Genomic DNA, 22,866 nt, shown 5'->3' with positions numbered 1-22,866 from the left:
GCCGGTCATGCCGGCGGAAGGTGAGCTTCCATGGCTGAGCGGCTCAAAAGACACGGTCTTATCGGTGAAGTGTCGGCGGAATTCGCCGGCACGATGATCCTCATTCTCTTCGGCTGCGGCGTGGTCGCACAGGTCGCGGCGGGCGGTGCCCTCACCGACCCCGCCGGCGGCCTCGGGGACCACGACAGCATCGCCTGGGCGTGGGGCTTCGGCGTCACGCTCGGCGTCTACGTGGCGGCCCGGCTGAGCGGCGCCCACCTCAACCCGGCGGTGACCCTCGCCCTCGCCACGTTCAAGGGCTTCCCCTGGCGCAAGGTGCTCCCGTACGCGCTGGCCCAGACGGCGGGCGCCTTCGTGGCGGCCCTCATCGTCCGCTGGAACTACAGCGAGGCCCTGGCGAAGGCCGACCCCGGGCACACCATCAAGACGCAGACGGTGTTCTCCACGCTTCCCGCCAACGGCAACCCGGCGCTTCCGGTGCACGAGTGGGGTGCGTTCCGCGACCAGGTCATCGGCACGGCCATCCTGCTGCTGCTGATCCTGGCCGTCACCGACATGCTGAACACCCCGCCGGGCGCGAACCTGGGCGCCTTCATCATCGGCCTGATCGTGGTCGCGATCGGCATGGCCTACGGCACCAACGCCGGCTACGCCATCAACCCGGCCCGTGACTTCGGCCCCCGGCTGGCCAGCTTCCTCACCGGGTACGGGGGCGCGTGGCGAGATCAGTACGGAAATCTCTACTTCTGGGTGCCGATCCTCGGTCCGCTGATCGGAGGCGTGCTCGGCGCCGGTCTGTACAAGGTCTTCGTCGGCCGGTTCCTGCCGACCGCCGAGCCCGAACCGCCGGGGCGTGTCCCGGCATCAGAAGGCTGACACCGGCCGGAGAGGCGGCACAACCATGGCGGACTTCATCGGCGCGGTGGACCAGGGGACCACCAGCACCCGATTCATGATCTTCGACCACGGCGGCAACGAGGTCGCGAAGCACCAGCTGGAGCACGAGCAGATCCTGCCGCGTTCCGGGTGGGTGGAGCACGACCCGGTCGAGATCTGGGAGCGCACCAACTCGGTGATGCAGAACGCGCTGCGCAACGGCGGCCTGTCGGGCAGCGACCTGGCGGCCATCGGCATCACCAACCAGCGCGAGACGACGGTGGTCTGGGACCCGCGCACCGGCCGTCCCTACTACAACGCCATCGTGTGGCAGGACACCCGCACCGACGCCATCGCGGCGAACCTGGAGCGCTCGGGCCGGGGCGACGTCATCCGCCGCAAGGCCGGGCTGCCCCCGGCGACGTACTTCTCCGGCGGGAAGATCCAGTGGATCCTGGAGAACGTCGACGGCGTCCGCGAGGCGGCCGAACAGGGGAACGCCGTGTTCGGCAACACGGACTGCTGGGTGCTGTGGAACCTGACCGGCGGTCCCGACGGCGGCATCCACGCCACCGACGTGACCAACGCGAGCCGCACCATGCTGATGAACCTGGAGACGCTCGACTGGGACGACGAGCTGCTGGGCTTCTTCGGCATCCCGCGGAGCATGCTGCCCACCATCAACCCCTCCTCGCACCGGGAGGCGTACGGCACCACCCGGACCTCCCGGCCGCTGCGCGCCGCCGTTCCCATCACCGGCGTCCTCGGCGACCAGCACGCGGCGACCGTCGGGCAGGTCTGCTTCTCGCCCGGCGAGGCCAAGAACACCTACGGCACCGGCAACTTCCTGGTCCTCAACACCGGCACGGAGCTGGTCCGTTCGGAGCACGGTCTGCTCACCACGGTGGCCTACCAGTTCGGCGACAGCCCTGCGGTCTACGCGCTGGAGGGCTCCATCGCGGTGACGGGTTCGGCGGTGCAGTGGCTGCGCGACCAGATGAAGATCATCAAGACCGCGGCCGAGAGCGAGGAACTGGCCCGTTCCGTCGAGGACAACGGCGGCATGTACTTCGTCCCCGCCTTCTCCGGCCTGTTCGCCCCGTACTGGCGCTCCGACGCCCGGGGCGCGATCGTCGGGCTCGCCCGGTACAACGACAACGCGCACCTGGCGCGGGCGACGCTGGAGGCCATCTGCTACCAGAGCCGCGACGTCGTCGTGGCCATGGAGCAGGACTCCGGCGTCCACCTGGACGTGCTCAGGGTCGACGGCGGTGTGACCGCCAACGACCTCTGCATGCAGATCCAGGCCGACGTCCTCGGCGTCCCGGTCAGCCGCCCGGTCGTCGCGGAGACCACCGCGCTCGGCGCGGCCTACGCGGCGGGGCTCGCGACGGGCTTCTGGCGGGACACCGACGAACTGCGCACGCACTGGGCCGAGTCGAGGCGCTGGGAACCCCAGTGGTCCGAGGAACGGCGCGCGGAAGGGTACGCCGGCTGGAAGATGGCCGTGGAGCGCACCCTCGACTGGGTCAAGGTGCCCGAGAGCTGAGCACGGCGCGGGTTCGCGCGGAGACCCTCACGCCCGGGGACGTCGGGGCTTGCCCATAGGGTGACCCCCATGTCTGCCAGATTGAGTTCCGCGAGGACCCGGGCCGCGCTGCGCACCGGCGCCCGCGTCTCTGCCGAGTTGCTGATCGTACTCGTCATGCTCGCGGTGGCCCTGTGGCTCCTCGGCCGCATGTGGTCGGTCGTGTGGCCCCTGATAGTCGGTCTGCTCCTGACCACGCTGACCTGGCCCGCGGCCCGTTTCCTGCGCCGGCACGGCTGGCGACCCGCGCTCGCCGCGGCGACGGTCACGGTCGGGTTCCTGCTGGCCCTCCTCGGCATCGTGGCGCTGATCGCGGTGCCGATGTCGTCCCAGACCGGGGAGTTGACCGACGGTGTCGTCGAGGGCATCGAGCGGTTGCGCGAGTGGGCCGCCGGTCCCCCGCTGAACATCGGCGACGACCAGATCACGGGTGCGCTCGACTCGGCCATGGCCCGTCTCCAGGACAGCGTCGGCAGTGTGGTGACGGCCGTGACCACGGGGGTGAGCGCCGTGGTCAACGGTCTGATCACCGCGGTGCTGGGCCTCTTCCTGATGTTCTTCTTCCTCAAGGACGGACCGCGGTTCCTGCCGTGGCTCACCCGTCAGCTGCCCGGCCGGCTGGCCACCGACGTCCCGGCCGTGGCCCTGCGCGCCTGGGAGACCCTGGGCTCCTTCGTCCGCTCCCAGGCACTGGTGGGCCTGCTCGACGCGGTCTTCATCGGCCTCGGGCTGTGGATCCTAGATGTGCCCCTGGTCCTGCCGCTGGCGGTGCTGACGTTCGTGTCCGCGTTCGTGCCCATCGTGGGCGCCCTGTTCGCGGGCTTCGTCGCGGTGCTCATCGCGCTGGTGTCCAACGGGCTGACGGACGCGCTGCTCGTGCTGGCGATCATCGTCGTCGTACAGCAGTTGGAGGGCAACGTGTTCCAGCCCATCATCCAGAGCCGCGGCCTCGGTCTGCACGCGGCGGTGATCCTGCTGGCGGTGACGCTGGGCGGCAGCCTGGCCGGGATCGTGGGCAGTCTGCTCGCGGTGCCGATCGCCGCGCTGATCGCGGTGGTCTGGAACTACCTGCGCGAGCAACTCGTCGAACCACCGGAGGAACCCGCTCAGGCCCCGGCGGCGCCTGCGGGGGCCTGAGCGTCCCACCGGGCGGCCAGCGAGCAACGGCGGGCGGGAAACCGTTCGCCACCGCGGCACGGGTGCTGTTGGCTTGCGGTCATGGATCTGTTCACCGGCTCATGGGCGGCCCTGCGCACCGCCGTCGCCGAGCTCGCCGACGAGGACTTCGCACGGCCGTCCGGCTGTACCGGCTGGCTCGTCCGGGACCTGGTGTGCCACCTGGTCATCGACGCCCAGGACGTCCTGATCACCCTGGCCACCCCGGCCTCGGCGGAGCCGACCCGGTCCGCGGCGACCTACTGGAACGTCGTGGAGACCCCCACGGGCGACGACCCGTTGGACGCGCTGACCGTCCGGCTGGCCGCCGCCTACCAGGAGCCGTGGCTGCTCAAGTTCCATCTGGACGACGTGGGTTCGGCCGCCGGCCGCGCCGCCGGGCTCGCGGACCCCGTCGCCCGCGTGGAGACCCAGGACCAGGTGCTCACGGCGGGCGACTACCTCTCGGCGTACGTCCTGGAGTGGACGCTGCACCACCTCGACCTCGTCGCCCACCTCCCGGACGCGGCCGCGCCTCCCGCCGAGGCGCTGGCCGGGGCCCGGGCGCTGCTGGAGCGGGTCGTCGGGGAGGAGTTCCCCCGGTCGTTCGGCGACACGGACGCGCTGCTGGTGGGCACCGGCCGGCGCGCCCCGACCGCGGCGGAGACGACGGCACTGGGCGGGCTCGCCGCGCGGCTCCCCTTCGCGCTGGGCTGAGACGGCACCCGTAGCGCACCCGTCGGCCGGCCGGGGTCGACCGATCGGACGACAGGCCCGTCCTCCGACCGGCCACCCGGAAGGATCCCGTACGCCGACCGCCGCGGCCGCCGCGAGGGGTGAGGCTGGGGACACTCGCCCCCGACACCGCGGAGTCGTCCCGTCATGAACGCCACCCCACCCATCCCCGGGGACCTCGATCTTCCGGCCGCCGTCGTACGCGGCGACGCCGATGCCGTCCGCGCCGCGCTGCGGGCCGGCGCCGATCCGGAGGCTCCGGACGGGCACGGCCGCACCCCGCTCCTCCTGGCCGCCCTCGCCGACCGGGTCGAGATCGCCGCGCTTCTGGTGGCCGCCGGGGCCGACGTCGACGCGCAGGACGCGCACGAGGACAGCGCGTGGCTGGTCACCGGGGTCACTGGCAACGTGGCGATGATGCGGGCCCTGCTGCCCGGCGGCCCGGACGTGACGCTGACCAACCGCTTCGGCGGCGTGTCGCTGATCCCGGCGAGCGAACGCGGCCACGTGGCCTACGTGCGGGCGGTGCTCGCCGAGACCGCGATCGACGTCGACCACGTCAACCGGCTCGGCTGGACGGCGCTGCTCGAAGCGGTCATCCTCGGCGACGGCGACCGCACCCACCAGGACGTGGTGGCGGCCCTGCTCGCCGCGGGCGCCGATCCCCTGCTGCCGGACGGCGACGGTGTCACCGCACGCGCCCACGCCGAGCGCAGGGGCTTCGATGCCATGGCGGACCTGCTGCGGCACGCGGAGACGAACGGCGCCCGCGGGCAGGGGGAAGGTGGGCGGCGGTGAAACGACGCACCCTCGCGGGTCCCCTGGCCCTGCTGGCCGCCGTCACGGCGACGCTGTCCGGATGCACGACGGCCGACGGCGGAGCGGCGCCGAAGCCGCCGCGGCCGTCGGTGTCCTCGCCCGACCGGACGCCTGACCACGGCACCGGAACGGCCGGCACCTCCGACGGCACCCTGCTGGTCACGGACTTCGGTGCCGACACCGTCACCTTCGTCGACCCCGGCCGACGGGGCGCGGCGGCCGATCTGGGCTCCGTGCGGGTCGGGACGGCCCCCTACGGCATCGCTCTCGGCGACGACGGCACCGCGTGGGTGGCGACCGCGGAGGGCGTGGCCGCGGTGGACACGCGTACCCGCGAGCGCACCGCCCTGATCCCCTACCGCACGCGCACCGGCCCCGTGACGACCGGCGAGTACCGGGGCGGGGGCATGGGGATCGCCCTGTCCCCGGACGGCGGCCGCCTCTACGTCGGGGTCAACGTGCCGGGCGGCAACGGCACGTTGGAGGTCGTGGACACCGGGCGGCGCGAGGTGACGGAGTCCGTGCCGGTCGGCCGCCGCCCGTTCGACGTGGACGTGTCGCGCGACGGCCGGCACGTCTACGCAACCAACCACGACTCCTTCGACGTGACCGTCGTCGACACCGGTGACTGGTCGACGCGCCGCGTGGAGGTCGCCCCGTACGGCACGGAGGGCGGCCTCGGCTCCTGGCTCAAGCCCCACTACACCGCCGTACGCCCGTCCGACGGGGCGCTGCTGCTGCCGTTCGAGGGCGAGCGGCTGGCCGTGGTCGATCCCGGCACCGGCCGGGTCCGGATCGAGGACATGACGGCCAACACCCACCAGCACGGCGTCGCGGCCGGTCCGGACGGCACGCTCTACGTCGTGGGGACCGGCCCGATCGATCCGTCCGAGGACGACGGACCGTCCCTGACCGTCCGCTCGCCCGACGGGGGCGAACGCGTCATCGGCCTGGACGGCCCGCACGAGTCGGTCGCCGTGTCCGCCGACGGCCGCACCGCCTACGTGTCGGGCGGCTTCACCCGCGACGGCTACTGGAACGGCCTGAGCGTCGTCGACACCGGCACGGGCCGGGTGACGCGCCTGCCCGTCGGAGAGCGCCCCCTGGGCATCGCGGTGCTCGGCGACGACAGGGCGTGATCGCCGCCCCATGGGCTCCGCGCCATGGGCCGGCGGGAGCCGAACGCGCGCGGACGGCTGGAGCAGGCGGCGTCGGAGCTGTATGTGGAGCGCGGCTACGAGCGGAGCAGTGCGTGGGCGCCGTCGCGGCGGCTCCCGACGGCGCCTCCCCGATGGACGCGACGGCCGCGGCGCTCAGCACCGCGGCACGGGTCCTCGAGGAGTCCGGCGAGCACGTCCGGCAGCGCCGGACCGTCATCGACGCCAACGCCGAGCTGCGGGAACGGGAACTGGTCAAGCTCGCGTCGCTGTCCCTCGCGCCGGCGGAGGCGCTGCGCCGCCGCGACGTCAACGACCCGACCGCGGAGCTGACGGCAGAGATCGCGGTCGCGGTACTGAAGGTGGCCGTCGGGCGCTGGACGAACGGGCCCGTGGAACAGCCGATGGGGGAACTCCTCGACGACTGCCTCGACGTGCTGCGCGCCCTGCTCGCCGGTCGCGGCGCCGGTTAACCCCGCGGCCCGGTGCGCCGCCGGGTGGCGTGGAGGGTGCCGAGCAGGTCGAGGGCGCGGGCGCTCGGGCCGCCGGGCTCGGCGTGGTAGATCACGAGCTGCTGGCCGGGCGCGTCGCGTACGTCGAAGGCCTGGTAGGTGAGGGCGAGAACGCCTACCTCGGGGTGGCGGAGGTTCTTGGCGTCCTGGGTCTTGCCGCGCACGGCGTGGGCATTCCACAGGCGGGTGAAGTCCGCGCTGTGCTCGGTGAGGGTGCCGACCAGGCGACGCAGCCGTGGGCTGTCCGGGTCGAACCCGGCCGCCTGGCGCAGGTTGGCGACGGTGGCCTGGGCCGCCCGCTCCCAGTCCGCGTAGAAGGCCCGGCCCGCGGGGTCGAGGAACACCATGCGGGCCAGATTGCGGGCCGGCTCGAACGGCTCGAAGAGGGCTTCGGCCAGGGCGTTGGCGGCCAGCAGGTCCAGGGTGCGGCTCAGCACGAACGCCGGGGTGTGCGGGTAGCCGTCCATCAACTGGCGCAGCGCGGGGCTGACTTCCTCCGCCGCGTGGGCGGAGGGTGCCTCGCCCGGTGCGCCGCCGGCGAGGCGGAACAGGTGTGCCCGGGCGTCGGTGTCCAGGCGCAGGGCGCGGGCGAGGGCGTCGAGGACCTGAGGTGAGGGGTTGCGTTCGCGGCCCTGTTCCAGGCGGGTGTAGTAGTCGCCGTTGACTCCGGCGAGGACCGCGACCTCCTCGCGGCGCAGCCCGGCGACCCTGCGGGTGCCGTGGCTGACCATGCCGACGTCCCGTGGCCGCAGTCCGGCCCGGCGTGCGCGCAGGAAGTCGCCCAGGTGCTTCTCGTCCATGGCGTCCAGGCTAGGCGGCGGCCCCGGTCCCTGCCCGGGTGTGTCGCACCCAGGCAGGGACCGTCCTGGCACCTGGCCGCCGACCTGCACAGACTCGGTGGAGCAAGGCCTGAGACCGAGAGGACGCACTGTCATGACACACATCGCGAAGGTCGTACTGGTCACCGGGGCGAGCAGCGGGATCGGTGAGGCCACGGCCCACCGCCTGGCCGCCGACGGCCACCGGGTGTTCCTGGGCGCCCGCCGCACCGACCGGCTGGAGGAGCTGGCCGGGCGGATCACGGCCGAGGGCGGCACGGCCGCCTTCCGACGGCTGGACGTCACCGACGCCGCCGACGTGCGGGCGTTCGTGTCGGCCGCCGCCGAACGCTGGGGCCGGGTGGACGTGCTGGTCAACAACGCCGGGGTGATGCCGCTCTCGCCGCTCGCAGCCCTGAAGGTCGACGAGTGGGACCGGATGATCGACGTGAACGTGCGCGGGGTGCTGCACGGCGTCGCGGCCGCCCTGCCGGTCATGCGGCGGCAGGGCGGCGGCCACGTCGTGAACATCGCGTCGGTCGGCGCGTACGAGGTGGTGCCCACCGCCGCCGTGTACTGCGCGACCAAGTTCGCGGTGCGGGCCCTGTCCGAGGGACTGCGCCAGGAGTCGGACGGAAGCATCCGGGTGAGCGTCGTGTCCCCCGGGGTCACCGAGTCGGAGCTGGCCGACTCCATCTCCGACCCGCGTGCGCGGGAGGACATGAAGACCTACCGTTCGGTGGCCCTGCCCGCCTCCGCCATCGCGGACGCCGTCGCGTTCGCCGTGTCCCGGCCCGCCGGGGTCGACGTCAACGAGATCGTCGTACGCCCGGCGGGCAGCGCCCAGTAGCCGGGCGGGCCCGGACCCCGCGGGTCAGCTCCAGGCCCGCCGCTCCGCGCCGCGGGGGTCGTCGGCCGGTGTCCACTCCGCGTCGATGCGCATGGTCGTCCGGCGCCGGGTGTCGTAGGCGTCCCAGCCCGGGTTCCCGGTGCTCGCGAACCTGATCCAGGCCGCGTGCGTGCGGGCGGCGAGGTCCGCCGGTGGCTCGTCGGGGCCGAGCAGGCCGCCGGGTCCGCGCAGCTCCGGCAGGCCGGTGCGGTCGAAGACGAAGGGCAGCTCCATGGTGTGGGTGGCGCCGAGCCGTCCGTCCAGGGCCTGCGAGCGCCAGGCGAACTCGTAGGCGTGGGTGGAGGAGGCCGGATGCGCGGCGTGCGCGTCGGCCAGGGCGCGGCTGCCGGCGCCGAAGAGGGCGTCGCCCATGATGGCGGAGCGGAGTTCGCCGGGGGTCGCTCCGGGGCGTGCCGCGCGGTACGTCCCGACGAGCCGCGCCGGGTCCGGGTGCGCCCGCGCGGCCGTGGCGTCGACGTCCCGGGCGTCGGAGGTGGTGTACCGGTCGACGGGGACCAGGTAGAGGTTGCCCTCCTCGGTGTTGGTTCCGATCAGCAGGTCGGTGCCCGCCCCGGCGCCCGCGGCGACGGACGTCGCGGGCTGGGTGTCGAGGACCAGGCTGAAGGGGCTGAGACCGAGCAGCGGGTCGCGGTGGGCCGGGGTCCGCAGGTCGAGGCCGGCCAAGGCGCCGGCGGCGTCGACCAGGCGGTCGTCGGGGATCTCCGCGAAGGCGTCGGCCCGGGGTGCCACGCCGAGGGCGTCGGCCGCCGCCGCGGTGACGCGGGCGGCCTGCCCGGTGGTGAACGCGCCCAGGCCGCTGCCGCTCTGGACGATCGCCCGGCGCAGGAGCCCGGCGGCCCCGGGGTCGGCGAGGACGCCGCCCACGATCGTCGCCCCGGCCGACTGGCCGAAGAGGGTGACGCGGTGCGGGTCGCCGCCGAAGGCGGCGATGTTCTCGTGCACCCACCGCAGTGCGGCGACGACGTCCAGCAGGCCGCGGTTGGCGGGCGCTCCGGGGAGGTCGAGGAATCCGGTGATGCCCAGCCGGTAGTTGAGGGTGACGAGGACGACGCCGTCGCGGGCGAACGCGGACCCGTCGTACATCGGGGCCCGGGTCGATCCGGCGACGAATCCCCCGCCGTGGACGAACACCATGACGGGCAGGGCACCTCTCGTGATCTCCGGCGTCCACACGTTGACGGTCAGATAGTCGTCGCCGGGGATCCGGCCGGGGCCGAAGTAGGCCGACATGTCGACACGGCCGAGTCTGCGCTCGGACTGCGGTGCGGTGGGCCCCGGCCGGGTGGCGTCGCGTACGCCGTCCCAGCTCTCGTGCGGCCGGGGCGGTGCGAAGCGGCCGGCCCCCCGGGGCGGTGCGGCGTAGGGAATGTTCAGGAAGGTGGCGGTGCCGTCCTCGAGGGTTCCGCGCACGGCGCCCCGGCCCGTGGTCACGACGGGGTCGTGGTGGTTCACTTCGTGCCCTTCGGGTGGTCTCGGTGCTGCTCGGTGTACGGGTCGAAGGGCGCCCAGCCCTTGATGGCGAACTTGTCCGCGTCGCGCACCACTTCGGCGGCTCCGTGTCCGGCCAGGTGCGCCGGGAACAGGAGGGCGTGGTGGTCGGCGGCCCAGCCCAGGAGTCTGCGGCGGGTGGCGCGGGCGCCGGCGGGGTCCTCGCAGAAGCAGCTGTTGTGGTCCGGTTCGAGGATCTGGACCGGGGAGTGCAGCAGGTCCCCGACGAAGAGCGCGCGGTCCTTCCCTGAGTCGAGGGTGAGCACGCTGGAGCCCGGGGTGTGACCGGGGGCCGGGTCAAGCCGCAGATTGCCGTCGATCCGGTGGCCGCCCTCCCACAGCAGTGTCTGTCCGGCCCGGTGCACCGGGGCGACGCTGTCCTCGAACACGTTCTGGTTGCCGCGGCCCAGCAGCGGACGGTGGCCGTTCTCGGGGTTCCAGAACTCGAAGTCGTCACGCGGCATCAGATACGTGGCGTTGGGGAATGTGGGCACCCAGTCGCGTCCGTCCAGATACGTGTTCCAGCCGACGTGGTCGATGTGGAGGTGCGTGTTGATCACGACGTCCACGTCCTCCGGTTGGACGCCGGCCCGTGCGAGGTTGGCGAGGAAATCGGTGTCGAGCCGGCTCCAGACCGGCGCGTAGGGGCGTTCCTTGTGGTTGCCCACACCGGTGTCGACGAGGATGTTCTTGCCCTCGCTGCGCAGCAGCCAGGTCTGGATCGCCGAGTTCACGATATTGGTCCGGGAATCCAGGAAATGCGGTTCGAGCCAGTCCCGGCGCCGGTCCCACACGTCCTTCGGGACTTCCGGGAAGAACGTCTCGGGTGTCATCTCCACGGGCCCGAAGTATTCCCACACCCGGGTGACACCGACGTTCCCGAGTTCGATCCGTTCCATGACGCTCCTTGGTGAGGCGAGGACATTACTGGGCCCGCCCGAAAACCTACGGACGCTCCGGCGGGCGCGGTATCCGTCACCCGACTGCACCCGCGCCGGGGCAGTCGGCGCCGCTTGTAGCCTTGGCGGCGTGGACGAGCGCACAGGGACGGCGGGTGCCGCCGCGGACCCGGGGCCGGACACCGGCGAGCCGGTCGTGGGCCGGGACGCGCAGTGGGCACGCCTCCTTCGTGCGGCGGACCCGGCGTCGCCCGAGCGGGTGCTGCTGCTCCTGGGCGAGGCGGGCACGGGCAAGAGCACGCTGCTGGACTCCGTGGCGCGGCGGGCAGCGGCGAGCGGTGCGCGCGTGCTGCGGGCCACCGGGAGCGAGTCGGAGTCGGACCTCGCGTTCTCCGCGCTGCACCAACTGCTGCGGCCGGTGCGCACCGAGGCGGAGCGACTGCCGGACGGACAGCGCGCGACGCTGTGCGACGCCCTCGGCGGGGGGCGGGACGCGGCGCCGCCCGACCTCATGCTCGTCGGCGTGGCCGTCCTGGACCTGCTCTCCGCGCTGGGCGGGCCCTCCCCCGTGCTGGTGCTCCTCGACGACGCGCCGCTGTTCGACCGAGCCTCCCTCACCGTGCTGTCCTTCGTGGCCCGGCGGCTGGCGGGTGAGCCGGTGACGATGCTGGTCGGAGCCCGTACGGGCGAGCGCCTCCCGGGCTTCGACCGGCACGCGCCGACCCTCGTGCTCGGACCGCTGGACGACGCCTCGGCCCACCGTCTGCTGGACCTCCAGCCGCGGAGTCCCGTCGGCCGGACCCGGGCGCGGATCCTCGACCAGGCCGGCGGCAACCCGCTGGCGCTGGTGGAACTGGCGAGGTCCGCCCGGGACCCGGGCCGGGAGCCGGCGCCGGCCGGACCGCTGCCGCTCACCGACCACCTGGAACGGGTCTTCGCCGCCCGTCTCGACGGCCTCCCCTCCCCCACCGCACGGGCCCTGCTGCTCCTGGCCGCCATGGACACCGGCGACTCCGCGCTCGCCGTACCGGCCGGGCTGCCCGGTGCCGGGGACGACGCGTGGCTGCCCGCCGAGGCGGCCGGGCTGATCGGGCGGACCGGCTCCGGTGTCCGGTTCCGCCACCCGCTGGTGCGGTCCGCGGTGTATCACGCGGCGTCCTCCGAGGCCCGCCGTGCGGCGCACCTGGCGCTGGCCGACATGCTGCTCACCGAGCCGGACCGGCGTGCCTGGCACCGTGCCGCCGCCGCCCCGCACGCGGACGCGGACGTGTCGGCGGACCTGGTGCGCACCGCCGGGCGGGCCCGACGCCGGGGCGGCCACGCGGCGGCGGCGAAAGCGCTGCAACGGGCCGCCGAACTCGCCCCGCGCCCCGAGGACGGCGCCCGGCTGCTGGTGGCGGCCGCCCGGGCGGCGGTGCTCACCGGGGACCTGTCCTGGGTCGAGGAACTGGTCGCGGCCGTCCGTGCCCGCACGGACGACGTGGGGGCGCGGGCCGAGGCGGCCGTACAGGCCGGGCGGCTGGCCGTGCTGACCGCGCGTCACTCCGCGGTCTTCGCCCGGCTGACCGACACCGCCGAGGGGCTGGCCCGCTCCCGGCCCGCCGCCGCGCTGGATCTGCTGACGGACGCCGCGGTGGTCCGCTTCTACGCGGGACACGAAGCCCAGCTGCACCGGATCGAAGAGGTGTTGGCGGCGCTTCCGGAGGACGTGCCGGACCCGTGGCCGGGCGTCTGGGTCAGGGCCGTGTCCGACCCCTTCGGGAGCCGGGCCTGGCTCGTCCCCCGACTGCCCCGGCTGGCCGAAGAGTCCAATGGCCGGCCCGAACGGCTCACCGCGGTGGGCGTCATGGCGTGGCTCATGGACGAGACACCGCTCGCCGTCCGCGCCTTCGACGAGGCCTTCGACCACTGGGAGGCGCACGGGGCGCTCCCCGACGGCATGGGCGGCGCGGCGGCCTGGGCCTACCTGGAGCAGGGGCGTTGGGAACGGGCCCGCGAGGCCTGCGCCCGCGTCACCGCGGTGGGCTCGGCGCTGGGCCTGGACCACGCCGTGGCGTGCGCGGCCGCGGTGGACGCCATGCTGCTCGCCCTCCAGGGGGACAGCGAGCCGGCGCGCGCCCGGGCGGCGGACGCGCTCGCCCTCGTCGACCCGCTGGAGAGCCGCTCGGTCGCGGTCTACGCCCGGCGCGCGCTCGCGGCCGCCGCGGCGTCCGACGGTGCCCACGAGACGGCGTACGACCAACTGCGCGCGGTCTTCACGACGGACGGCTCCCCCGTGCACTACCACGCGTCCTACCCCGCGCTCGCCGACCTGGCCGCGGCCGCCGTGCGCGCGGGGCGGCGCGAGGAGGCCGCCGCGATCGTCGAGCGTTCCGCGCACGTACTCGCCGGGAACGCCTCGCCCCGTCTGCGCGCCCTGACCGAGCGGGCCCGCGGTCTCCTCGCGGACCCCGAGGACGCCGAACCCCGCTTCCGGGCGGCGCTCGCCGAGCCGGACTCGGCGCACCGGCCCTTCGAGCGCGCGCAGGCCCTGCTGGACCTCGCCGAGTGGCTGCGCCGCCGGCGGAGGATCACCGAGGCGCGCACGCCGCTCGCCGAGGCACTGGAGACCTTCCGGCGGCTGGGAGCGCGCCCTTGGACCGAACGGGCCCTGGCCGAGTCGCGGGCCGCCGGACTCGACGTCGCCGACGCGGACCCCGGCTCGCTGGCCGGGCTCTCCCCGCAGCAGCGGCAGATCATCGGGCTCGCCGCCCGCGGGCTGACCAACCGCGAGATCGGCGAGCGGCTCTTCCTCTCCCCGCGCACGGTCGGCTCCCACCTGTACCGCAGCTTCCCCAAGCTGGGCATCACGGCCCGCTCGCAACTCCGCGACCTCGTGGAGCGGGCGGACGGCAACCGGTCGTGAGGCCGTGGGCCGGCCCGGCAGCCCGGCACGAGCGCCCCGGGTCGCGCGTCCGGATTTCCGCGGAACCCTCGGTTCCGTCCGGGCCGTGGGCGAACCGGTGTACAGGGAAAGGCCGTTGCCGCGTAGGTTGTGGGAAAGCACCCACGCCTCGGCTGAAAGACGGACCGCCACCATGAACGACCCCGCGACGACGCCCGGTCACTCGGCACACCAGAAGATCGACACCTCGGTGCCGCACTCGGCCCGGATCTGGAACTACTGGCTGGGCGGCAAGGACAACTACCCGGTGGACGAGGAGGCCGGCGACGCGTACACCGCCGTCTTCCCCGGCATCGTCACCATCGCCCGCAGCAGCCGGGCCTTCCTGCGCCGCAACATCACCCATCTGGTCACCGAGGCGGGCATCCGGCAGTTCCTCGACATCGGCACCGGTCTGCCGACCGCCGACAACACGCACGAGGTCGCCCAGCGCCTCGCGCCCGAGGCGCGCGTCGTCTACGTGGACAACGACCCGATGGTCCTCGCCCACGCCCGCGCGCTGCTGTACTCCACCCCGGAGGGCGCGACCGCCTACATCGACGCCGACGTGCTCGACCCGGACACCGTCCTGGCGGCCGCCGCCGAGACCCTGGACCTGGACCGGCCGGTCGCCCTCATCCTCAGCAACATCCTGGGCCACGTCGCCGACCACGACCGGGCGCGTTCCATCGCCACCCGGCTGATGGACGCCCTGCCGTCCGGCAGCTACCTCTCGGTCAACGACGGCTCGCGGGGCACGGACCCGGAGTTCGAGCGGGCGCAGGACGCCTACAACGAGAGCGGCGCCGCGCCGTACATCCTGCGCACCGTCGACCAGATCACGGCATACTTCGACGGCCTGGAGCTCGTGGAGCCGGGCGTGGTCCCGGTGACCCTCTGGCGTCCCGAGGCCGGCGGCCCCGCCCCTGAGCCCATCGGCGAACACGGCGGTCTCGCGCGCAAGCCGTGACGCCACGCGCGGCGTCCGGCACCGGACGCCGCGCCACGCCGATCGAAAGGAACACCCCGATGTCCGCATGGCAGCTGCCCGAGTCGTACCGCAGCGGCTCGGGCACCGTCCGCTGGAACCGGCTGGGCGCCCCGGACGGGCGCCCGCTGGTCCTGCTGCACGGGACGCCGTTCTCCTCGTACGTCTGGCGTGCGGTGGCCCGTTCGCTGGCGCGGGACCACCAGGTGTTCGTGTGGGACATGCCCGGCTACGGGATGTCGGAGAAGTTCCCGGGCCAGGACGTGTCACTGGCGGCGCAGGGCAGGGTCTTCACCGAGCTGCTGGACCACTGGGGCCTGGCGGAGCCCCTGGTCGTCGCGCACGACTTCGGGGGCGCCGTCGCGCTGCGGGCCCACCTTCTGCACGACGCCCGCTACCGGGCGCTGGCCCTGGTCGATCCGGTCGCGCTGGCGCCCTGGGGGTCGCCGTTCTTCCGGCTGGTCCGCGAGCACGCCGAGGTGTTCGAGCAGCTGCCCCCGGCGCTCCACGGGGCGCTGGTGCGCGAGTACGTGGGTTCCACGGGCGGCCCCGGACTGCACCCGGCGGTGCTGGACCAGCTCGTCCTGCCCTGGCTCGGCGAGTCGGGGCAGCCGGCCTTCTACCGGCAGATCGCCCAGGCGGACCAGCGGTACACCGACGAGATCCAGGACCGGTACACCCGGATCGGCGTACCGACACTGATCTGCTGGGGTGAGGACGACGCCTGGATTCCCGTGGCGAAGGGTCGCGAACTCGCCGCCGCCGTGCCCGGCGCCCGGTGGGAGCCGATCGCCCAAGCGGGTCATCTGGTCCAGGAGGACGCGCCGGCCGAGCTGACCGCCGCACTGCTCGGCTTCCTGCGCGACGTTCCCTGACGGCATGCCACAGGGCAGGGTGCCCGGAGACGCTCGGTCTCCGGCCACCCTGCCCTGTTCGGCAGTCTGCCGGTCAGGCGGGGGTGATGTTCTCCGCCTGCGGGCCCTTCTGGCCCTGGGTGATGTCGAAGGTGACGGCCTGGCCTTCCTGGAGCTCGCGGTAGCCCTGGGCGTTGATGTTGGAGTAGTGCGCGAAGACGTCGGGACCGCCGCCGTCCTGCGCGATGAAGCCGAAGCCCTTTTCAGAGTTGAACCACTTGACAGTTCCGCTGGCCATGCCTTTTGCCTTTCAGCCGTTATCGGATCCGCACCGCGCGAACCCGGAGGTGGTCGTCCTGGTCCTCCGGCATTGCACAGCAAACCGCCCGCACTCCGGGGCGGGCGGTCTGGGCGAACCACGACATCTGCTGCTGACGCTACACGGCATGTCCGAGCCCCACCAGTGAGTAAGGGGTGTGAGCGGGAACGATGTTGCGTACGGGGGCCCCAAAACGACCGCCGTACGGGTCCCCTCTGCGCCATCCGGGGGAGACGGCGAGGCGAGCGGACACCCCGGTTCCACAAGTGGTCTAGCTATGAGTAGTCCACCCACGGAGTCGGAGATCGATATGACCGTCAGGAAAGCCCTGGCCCTGGTGATCGGCGCTGCCGTGTGCACCGGCGTGCTGGGGACCGGCTGCGCCCGGCAGCAAGCGGACGCCTCCCTGCAGGACGCCCACGCGCCCGGCAGTTCGGCGGCCCAGCCGGTGTCCCCCCGCCCCGGTCCCCCGCGCCACTTCCCCCGCCCGCTTCCCGGGGTCGGGCCGGTCATGGGGGACCTGCTCCCGCCCGGCACGCGGCAGGCCCTGGTGGTCACCGGTGAGTCGGAGACGTCGTCGCAGGCGCGGGTGGTGCTCTACGAGCGGTATCCCGCCCAGGGCTGGCGGGCGGTCGCGGGGCCCTGGTCCGCGCACAACGGCCTGCGCGGCTGGACCGACGAGCACGAGGCGGGCGACCTGCACTCACCCATCGGTGTCTTCGGGCTCAGCGACGCGGGCGGCCGGCTGCCGGACCCGGGCAGCCGACTCCCGTACGACCAGGATCCGGAGTTCGCCGTGTCGGGCACCGGGCATCTGGGCGAGCCGCTGGAGGGGTCCTTCGACTACGTGATCGCCATCGACTACAACCGGGTGCCGGGCACCACCCCGCTGGACCTGACCCGCCCCGAGGGGGAGGACAAGGGCGGCGGCGTCTGGATCCACGTGGACCACGACGGGCCGACCAACGCCTGCGTGTCCCTGAGCGAGGAGCACATGCGCGCGTTGCTGACCGCCGTGGACCCGGACAAGGAGCCGGTGGTCGTCATGGGTCCGAGGGAGGTCCTGGCGCGGTAGCACACCCCTCGTGCGTCCACCCGGTGTAGACGCCCGGTGCGAGAGGGCAACGGAGCACGACGTCACCGGACCGGGCCGGACGGACCGGTTCGCACGGTTCGGTCTTGACGGGACGGAGCACGGTCGGCCTACTGGAGAGCCAACTGGGCGTATGCGGGGGACTGGCCCCGTGCCGACCCGCGGTCGGCCCCGGCCGGGACTGAGGTCAGGAGTCCGAGAGTGCGGCGTCGACGGGCAGCGGCGGCAGTCCTGCTGGCGTGGGCGCTGCTGTATCTCCTCACCCCCCGGCCGCCGGTGCTCGCCGAGGCGCCCGCGGAGCGTGCGGCGGCCACGGTCGCCGTGGTGGCCGACGCCGCGGGGGAATCCGGCCCGGGCGAGGAGGACTCCCCGGCCCGTCACGTCGCCGTCCGCGCGCCGAGGGCCGCGGGCACGGCGGGTGCCGACGACGGGGACGCCGCCCGCGTCCCGGCACCTGCCCACGCCGCCCGGCAGCACGGGACGGCGGCCGGCCGTGCGTTTCCGGCCCGCGGGAGGGCGGCCGACGGGGGCGCCCGGGGCGTGGCCGCACTGCAGACGTTTCGCTGCTGAGCGAGGCGGTACCGAGCAGGCCTGCGCCGCGCGGCCCGGGTGACCACCCGCCGCGACACGGTGTCCGGCAGGCCGTCGTGTGTCCTCAGTTCCGACGACGCAGGAGGCAGGCGCGTGTCCGGTAAGCGCATCGACGTGATCGGGCCGGGGCGGCTCGGCGCGGACGACCACAAGATCTGGCGGGAGATCAGGGCCGCCTCCCGAGCTCCGGCGAACCCGTTCCTGGACCCGGCGTTCACCACGGCCGTGGGGCTGGTCAGGCCGCGGGCCGAGGTGGCGGTCCTGCGGGACGACGGAGTCCCGGTGGGGTACTTCCCGTACGAGCGGGGCTTCGCGGGCCAGGGGCGGGCCATCGGGCTCGGGGTGTCGGACAGCCAGGGCGCCGTGCTGCGGGACGGCATCCGTCTGGACCCCCGCGCGCTGCTGCGGGCCTGTTCGCTGCCGTCCTGGGAGTTCGACAACCTGGAGTCGGAGCAGGACATGTTCCTGCCGCACACGGCCGAGGCGCTGGCCTCGCCGGTCGTCGACCTGGGTGACGGCTTCGACCGGTACGCGCGGGCCCTGCGTGCCGGGTCGCCCGCGTTCCTGAAGCAGACGCTCGCCAAGGAGCGAAGACTCGCCCGGCAGGTCGGCGAAGTCCGCTTCGTGTACGACGAACAGGACCCCGCGGCGCTGGGCACGCTCATGCGCTGGAAGTCCGCGCAGTACCGGCGCACCGGCCGGCGCGACCGGTTCGCGCAGACCTGGATCACCGGGCTGGTGGAGCTGCTCGCCCGGAGCGGGGATCCCGGGTGCCGTGGTGTGCTGTCGGTGCTGCACGCCGGCGGCCGGCCGGTGGCCGCCCACTTCGGGCTGCGCTCGCCGACGGTCCTGTCCTGGTGGTTCCCGGCGTACGACCGCATGTACGCCAAGTACTCGCCCGGGCTCGTGCTGCTGCTGCGGATGCTGGAGGCGGCGGCCGCCGACGGGATCCAGACAGTGGACCTGGGCAGTGGGCCGGCCCGCTACAAGGAGTCGTTCAAGACGCGGGACCTGCGGGTGTACGAGGGTGCGGTGGTGCGTCCCGGGCCGGGCGGCGCCGTCCACCGGATGCGCCGGGATCCGGTGCGGGCCGCCCGGCGTTTCGTGCGGGACCGGCCGCGGCTGGCGCGCACCGCGGCCCGGGCGCTTCAGGAGCTGGGCCGGGTGCGCGACCGCTGACGCGGTCCGGGGGTGTGCGGCGGGTGTTCAGCGCACGGGCGGCATCTCGGTGGGCGTCGAGTCGAGACCGGGCCTGCGCTCTCGCCAGGCACCCCGGGTGAAGTCGGGGATCTCGACCGGGCGGCCGCCCCGGGCCAGGGAGGTGACGCTCAGCGGGACCGGCGCGCACCAGGCGGCCGAGTCGTAGACGTCGATGTCCGGTACCAGTCCCACCCGCATGAGCTGGACCAGGCGCCACTGGAGGACGTAGTCCATACCGCCGTGGCCGCCGTTGTTCGCGGCGTCGTCGCCGACCTTCTGCCACAGCCAGTGGTCGTACTCCTTGCGGTAGGCCTCGAAGTCCCGCCAGGTGTGGCCGCTGTGGTCCGGTTCGACGTAGATCCGGGCGCCGGTCGGCGCGGATCCGGCGTAGTCCTCGACGATGCCCCGGCTGCCGGCGAGGGTGTTGATGCGGCTGTACGGGCGGGGCGAACTCACGTCGTGCTCCGCCCGGATGGTCCGGCCCCTCGCCGTTTCGATCATGCAGGTGACCAGGTCACCGTTGATGTAGTTCTCCTTCCAGGAGGGGTGGTCCCGGGGGACGAAGCGCGCCCGGTAGTCGGCCAGGCCCTTCGGCGCGGTCGAGGTGGCGGTCAGGGTGGCCATGCGGTCGCCGCGGTTGACGTCCATGGCCGCCGCGATGGGCGCCAGTCCGTGCATCGGGTAGAAGGACGCGGTGCTGCGGGTGTGCCAGAGCCGGCGCCAGGAGTCGGTGTAGTAGGTGTCGGAGAAGAGGAGTTCACGCAGGTCGTGGAGGTAGCCCCCGTGGCCGTTGGTGACGTCTCCGAACAGACCGTCGTGGGCCGCCTTCAGCATCGCCAGCTCGTTGCGGCCGTAGCTGCAGTTCTCGGACAGGAGCAGGTGCCTGCGGGTGCGCTCGGAGGTGTCCACGAGGTCCCACAGCTGGCGCAGTTCGGTCGCGACGGGGAGCTCCACCAAGGCGTGCTTGCCGCTGAGCAGCGCCGCTCTCCCCTGCTCGTAGTGGAACTCCCACGGCGTGGCGATGTACACGAGGTCGATGTCGTCGCGCCTGAGCATCCGGGCGTAGGAATCGGCCGAGCCGCCGTACTCGGCGGGGCGCGGGTGGCCCTTGGCCGCCAGCCGGTCGGCGGCGCTCTTGGCGCGGTCGGCGCGGATGTCGCAGACGGCGGTCACCGTACAGCCGGGTACGGCGGCCCAGCCGGTGATCATGCCGCCGCCCCGGTTGCCGAGGCCGATGACGCCGACGCGGACGGTTCTGTGGGCCTCGAAGGGCACGCCGATCATCGACTTCTGGCCGGGCCGGCGGCGGGGCGGCGTCGGCTCGGCCGCCGACGCGGACGGGGCGGCCGCGGTCATCCCGGCGGCGGCCGCGCCGGTGGCGACGGCGGAGCCCAGCAGCAGTCGGCGTGAGACAGCGGGCTTTTCGGACATGACGGCAACACTCCTCGTGGGCGGTCGGCTGCACGGTGGGGGCGCGGACGGGCGTTGTCGAGCACTGTCGGGGCATGACTCTGCGGTGTCAGCCCTGACATGTCAATACGTGCTCGATACAAAGCCGTTCCGAGCATCTCCGCGCACCTGAGGGTGCTCGTCCTCGTGTCTACATGCCGTCCTGGACCACTCCGCGGGTCGAGAGCGTGACGGGGTCCTTGGTGGTGAAGTCGCCTGGCGGGATGCCCGGATGGTGCCCCTGACCCGGAGGGGGGGCCTGGTCGCGCGGGCCCAGGGTGAGGCGGGAGACGATGCGGTAGCGGTCGCCCCGGTAGAGCGAGTGCACGTACTCGACGGGGCGGCCCAGGGTGTCGGTGGTCAGGCGCTCGAAGAGGAGCGCCGGGGAGAGTTCGGGGACGTCGAGGAGGTCGGCCTCGGCCCGGGTGACCACGGTGGGCTCGATCGACTGCACGGCCTCGCTGACCCGGACGTCGTGCCGCTCGGCCAGGTGCGCGTACAGGTCGCCCTGTTCCAGTTCCTCACTGGTCAGGTCCGAGACGAGGTCGGCCGGCACGTGCAGGTACTCGATGGCCATGGGCGCCCCGTCGACCAGCCGCAGCCTGGCCACGTAGTGGATCCGCGCCGCGGGCGACATGCGCAGTTTGCGGCCCACCCGGGCGCCCGCGGGGAGGGTGCGGACCTCCAGGAGCCTGCTGGTCCAGGCGCCCGCGGCCTGCGGGAGGCTGAAGGCACGCCGGTCCGACACCAGTTCCTGGGTGATCTTCTCGGCGGCGACGAACATGCCCCGGCCGTGCTCGCGCACCAGCAGTCCGGCGACCACCAGTTCGTCGACCGCGGCGCGCAACGTGGGACGGGACACGCCGAGTTCGGCGCACAGGCTGCGCTCGGAGGGGATGGCGTCCCCCGGGCGCCGTCCCTCGATGAGTTCCAGGATCGCGTCGCGGACGCGCTCGCGCTTGAGCACCGCACCGGAGGCGGCGGCGTCGATCTCCATGCAGTACTCCCGTAACTGGTCTGCTGGTCAGCCGAGCTTACCTGTCCACCTCGCTCGTGATCCAGCCACCCGTCGGGCCTCAACGGCTGAAATCCCGTGCATACGCGAGGGGTTGACGCCCCCATTGGTCTATGCCACCTTCGACCAACGCCGACTGGTAAGCCTTGCGCCCCTTACTGGTCAAGTGTGGGTGCGTCGTCCCTTCCAGCTCTCCCAGAGGTGAACCGTGAAGTACCGCTCCCTCGCCCTGTTCTCCACGCTGGTGCTCGGTGCCGGGCTCGCCGCCTGTTCCTCCGGCGACTCCTCGGACGGCTCCGGGTCCGGCCGGACCGCCCTCGACGTGTGGCTCATGCGCGACAGCGTCTCGGCCGGCTTCCAGAAGGAGTTCGAGACGGGCTTCGAGAAGGCCCATCCCGGCATCGACCTGAAGATCCAGATCCAGGAGTGGGAGGGCATCGGCGAGAAGGTCACGGCAGCCCTGGCCAGCAACGACGCCCCCGACGTCATCGAGGTCGGCAACACCCAGGTCGCCCAGTACGCCCAGAGCGGCGGCCTCACCGACTTCTCGGACCGGGTGGACGAACTGCGCGGCGGCGACTGGCTGAAGGGGCTCGCGGAGCCCGGGTCGTACGACGGGAAGCAGTACGGCATTCCCTACTACGCCGCCAACCGGGTCGTCATCCACCGCACCGACCTGTTCGAGAGGGCGGGCGTTGACCCCGCCTCGATCAGGACCAGGGACCAGTGGATCGCCGCCACCCGCAAGCTCGACAAGGGCGGCACCCAGGGGATCTATCTGCCGGGACAGAACTGGTACGTCCTGTCCGGCTTCGTCTGGGACGAGGGCGGCGACCTGGCCGTGAAGTCGGGCGGCGGGTGGAAGGGCGGCCTGGACAGCCCCGAGGCGCTGCGGGCGATGGACTTCTACCAGCGCCTCCAGGCCCTCGGCAAGGGCCCCAAGGACTCCGACGAGTCCCAGCCGCCGCAGGCGGAGGTGATGGCCAAGGGCCAGGTCGCCCAGATCATCGCGGTCCCCGGCGGTGCCAAGGTCATCGAGGAGAAGAACCCCGAACTCAAGGGCAAGCTCGGCTTCTTCCCGATTCCCGGCAAGAGCGCCGACCGGCCCGGCGCCGTCTTCACCGGCGGTTCCGACCTGGTCGTCCCGGCCGTCGCCGCGCACCAGGAGGAGGCGTTCACCTTCATCCGGGAACTGACGGGCGACGCCTGGCAGAAGAAGCTCGCGGTCGCCATGAGCTACGTACCGAACAAGACCACGCTGGCGGACGCCGTCTCCGGCGACCCGGGCACCGCGGCCATGGCGGCCGGTGCCGCGAACGGACACGCCACCCCCAACACCCCGCAGTGGGCGGCGGTCGAGGCCAAGAACCCGGTCAAGGAGTACATGACCGCCGTCCTCACCGGCGAGGACACCGCGTCCGAGGCCGCGAAGGCGTCCCGGACCATCACCGACACCCTCAACAGCGGCTCCTGACCA

At 73.3% G+C, this 22,866-nt stretch carries 21 protein-coding genes; 15 read left to right on the top strand and 6 right to left on the bottom strand.

Annotation, left to right across the window (positions count from 1 at the left end):
* The first annotated feature begins 30 nt into the window (after positions 1 to 30).
* The 7 genes from ACGF3J_RS23675 (at position 31) to ACGF3J_RS23645 (ending at position 6,803) form a co-directional block, all read left to right on the top strand.
* Positions 31 to 876 (top strand): MIP/aquaporin family protein, encoded by an 846-nt coding sequence (locus ACGF3J_RS23675; RefSeq protein WP_125492064.1) that lies wholly within the window; start codon positions 31 to 33, stop codon positions 874 to 876.
* A 25-nt stretch (positions 877 to 901) separates the two neighbouring features.
* On the top strand, positions 902 to 2,425 hold the full coding sequence (glpK, locus tag ACGF3J_RS23670) for a glycerol kinase GlpK (protein WP_161331099.1): 1,524 nt from the start codon (positions 902 to 904) through the stop codon (positions 2,423 to 2,425).
* Positions 2,426 to 2,494: 69 nt separating this feature from the next.
* Positions 2,495 to 3,601 (top strand): AI-2E family transporter, encoded by a 1,107-nt coding sequence (locus ACGF3J_RS23665; protein ID WP_393854674.1) that lies wholly within the window; start codon positions 2,495 to 2,497, stop codon positions 3,599 to 3,601.
* 81 nt (positions 3,602 to 3,682) lie between these two features.
* A complete protein-coding gene (locus ACGF3J_RS23660; RefSeq protein WP_393854673.1) occupies positions 3,683 to 4,336 on the top strand; it encodes a maleylpyruvate isomerase N-terminal domain-containing protein in 654 nt (217 codons plus the stop codon).
* Between the two features lie 165 nt (positions 4,337 to 4,501).
* Positions 4,502 to 5,152, top strand: a complete 651-nt coding sequence (locus ACGF3J_RS23655; protein WP_393854672.1) for an ankyrin repeat domain-containing protein — start codon at positions 4,502 to 4,504, stop codon at positions 5,150 to 5,152.
* Complete coding sequence (locus ACGF3J_RS23650; protein ID WP_393854671.1) at positions 5,149 to 6,312, top strand: YncE family protein; 1,164 nt, start codon at positions 5,149 to 5,151, stop codon at positions 6,310 to 6,312. The genes ACGF3J_RS23655 and ACGF3J_RS23650 overlap by 4 nt, the downstream gene beginning before the upstream one ends.
* A 113-nt stretch (positions 6,313 to 6,425) precedes the next feature.
* A complete protein-coding gene (locus ACGF3J_RS23645) occupies positions 6,426 to 6,803 on the top strand; it encodes a hypothetical protein (RefSeq protein WP_393854670.1) in 378 nt (125 codons plus the stop codon).
* On the opposite strand, the gene ACGF3J_RS23640 is transcribed toward ACGF3J_RS23645, so the two are convergent.
* Positions 6,800 to 7,642 (bottom strand): helix-turn-helix transcriptional regulator, encoded by an 843-nt coding sequence (locus tag ACGF3J_RS23640; RefSeq protein ID WP_393854669.1) that lies wholly within the window; start codon positions 7,640 to 7,642, stop codon positions 6,800 to 6,802. The genes ACGF3J_RS23645 and ACGF3J_RS23640 overlap by 4 nt on opposite strands.
* Before the next feature lie 133 nt (positions 7,643 to 7,775).
* On the opposite strand from ACGF3J_RS23640, the gene ACGF3J_RS23635 reads away from it, so the two are divergent.
* Positions 7,776 to 8,510, top strand: a complete 735-nt coding sequence (locus tag ACGF3J_RS23635) for an SDR family oxidoreductase (protein ID WP_163016169.1) — start codon at positions 7,776 to 7,778, stop codon at positions 8,508 to 8,510.
* Positions 8,511 to 8,534: 24 nt separating this feature from the next.
* On the opposite strand, the gene ACGF3J_RS23630 is transcribed toward ACGF3J_RS23635, so the two are convergent.
* Both ACGF3J_RS23630 and ACGF3J_RS23625 read right to left on the bottom strand, forming a co-directional pair.
* Positions 8,535 to 10,022, bottom strand: coding sequence for a carboxylesterase/lipase family protein (locus ACGF3J_RS23630; protein WP_393854668.1), 1,488 nt, complete (start codon positions 10,020 to 10,022; stop codon positions 8,535 to 8,537).
* Positions 10,019 to 10,957, bottom strand: coding sequence for an MBL fold metallo-hydrolase (locus ACGF3J_RS23625; protein WP_393854667.1), 939 nt, complete (start codon positions 10,955 to 10,957; stop codon positions 10,019 to 10,021). Before ACGF3J_RS23625 ends, ACGF3J_RS23630 begins: the two co-directional genes overlap by 4 nt.
* Positions 10,958 to 11,087: 130 nt before the next feature.
* Here ACGF3J_RS23625 and ACGF3J_RS23620 point away from each other — a divergent pair, with 130 nt between their 5' ends.
* The 3 genes from ACGF3J_RS23620 to ACGF3J_RS23610 all read left to right on the top strand — a co-directional run bounded on the left by ACGF3J_RS23620 (position 11,088) and on the right by ACGF3J_RS23610 (position 15,743).
* The gene (locus tag ACGF3J_RS23620) at positions 11,088 to 13,862 is read left to right on the top strand and encodes an AAA family ATPase (protein WP_393854666.1); all 2,775 of its coding nucleotides are present in this window, start codon (positions 11,088 to 11,090) and stop codon (positions 13,860 to 13,862) included.
* 172 nt (positions 13,863 to 14,034) lie between these two features.
* A complete protein-coding gene (locus ACGF3J_RS23615; RefSeq protein ID WP_393854665.1) occupies positions 14,035 to 14,850 on the top strand; it encodes an SAM-dependent methyltransferase in 816 nt (271 codons plus the stop codon).
* Between the two features lie 59 nt (positions 14,851 to 14,909).
* The gene (locus ACGF3J_RS23610; protein ID WP_393854664.1) at positions 14,910 to 15,743 is read left to right on the top strand and encodes an alpha/beta fold hydrolase; all 834 of its coding nucleotides are present in this window, start codon (positions 14,910 to 14,912) and stop codon (positions 15,741 to 15,743) included.
* Between the two features lie 73 nt (positions 15,744 to 15,816).
* Here ACGF3J_RS23610 and ACGF3J_RS23605 read toward each other — a convergent pair whose 3' ends face one another.
* Entirely contained in the window at positions 15,817 to 16,020 is a 204-nt protein-coding gene (locus ACGF3J_RS23605) for a cold-shock protein (protein ID WP_003978336.1), read from the bottom strand.
* 331 nt (positions 16,021 to 16,351) lie between these two features.
* On the opposite strand from ACGF3J_RS23605, the gene ACGF3J_RS23600 reads away from it, so the two are divergent.
* From ACGF3J_RS23600 to ACGF3J_RS23590, 3 genes are all read left to right on the top strand, one after another.
* Positions 16,352 to 17,116: a hypothetical protein gene (locus ACGF3J_RS23600; RefSeq protein WP_161326517.1), complete on the top strand. Its 765-nt coding sequence runs from the start codon at positions 16,352 to 16,354 to the stop codon at positions 17,114 to 17,116.
* A gap of 219 nt (positions 17,117 to 17,335) precedes the next feature.
* Positions 17,336 to 17,704: a hypothetical protein gene (locus ACGF3J_RS23595; RefSeq protein ID WP_393854663.1), complete on the top strand. Its 369-nt coding sequence runs from the start codon at positions 17,336 to 17,338 to the stop codon at positions 17,702 to 17,704.
* A 114-nt stretch (positions 17,705 to 17,818) separates the two neighbouring features.
* Positions 17,819 to 18,904, top strand: coding sequence for a GNAT family N-acetyltransferase (locus ACGF3J_RS23590; protein ID WP_393854662.1), 1,086 nt, complete (start codon positions 17,819 to 17,821; stop codon positions 18,902 to 18,904).
* Between the two features lie 27 nt (positions 18,905 to 18,931).
* Here the strand turns inward: ACGF3J_RS23590 and ACGF3J_RS23585 are convergent, their stop codons facing one another.
* Both ACGF3J_RS23585 and ACGF3J_RS23580 read right to left on the bottom strand, forming a co-directional pair.
* Positions 18,932 to 20,356, bottom strand: a complete 1,425-nt coding sequence (locus ACGF3J_RS23585) for a Gfo/Idh/MocA family protein (protein ID WP_393854661.1) — start codon at positions 20,354 to 20,356, stop codon at positions 18,932 to 18,934.
* Between the two features lie 169 nt (positions 20,357 to 20,525).
* Entirely contained in the window at positions 20,526 to 21,371 is an 846-nt protein-coding gene (locus ACGF3J_RS23580; protein WP_161326495.1) for a GntR family transcriptional regulator, read from the bottom strand.
* Between the two features lie 226 nt (positions 21,372 to 21,597).
* Here ACGF3J_RS23580 and ACGF3J_RS23575 point away from each other — a divergent pair, with 226 nt between their 5' ends.
* Positions 21,598 to 22,863 (top strand): extracellular solute-binding protein, encoded by a 1,266-nt coding sequence (locus ACGF3J_RS23575; RefSeq protein WP_393854660.1) that lies wholly within the window; start codon positions 21,598 to 21,600, stop codon positions 22,861 to 22,863.
* The last annotated feature ends 3 nt before the right edge of the window (positions 22,864 to 22,866 follow it).

It is taken from the genome of Streptomyces sp. NPDC048171, assembly GCF_043202655.1.
GTDB lineage: Bacteria > Actinomycetota > Actinomycetes > Streptomycetales > Streptomycetaceae > Streptomyces.
This window is presented reverse-complemented; position numbering and strand designations above follow the sequence as displayed.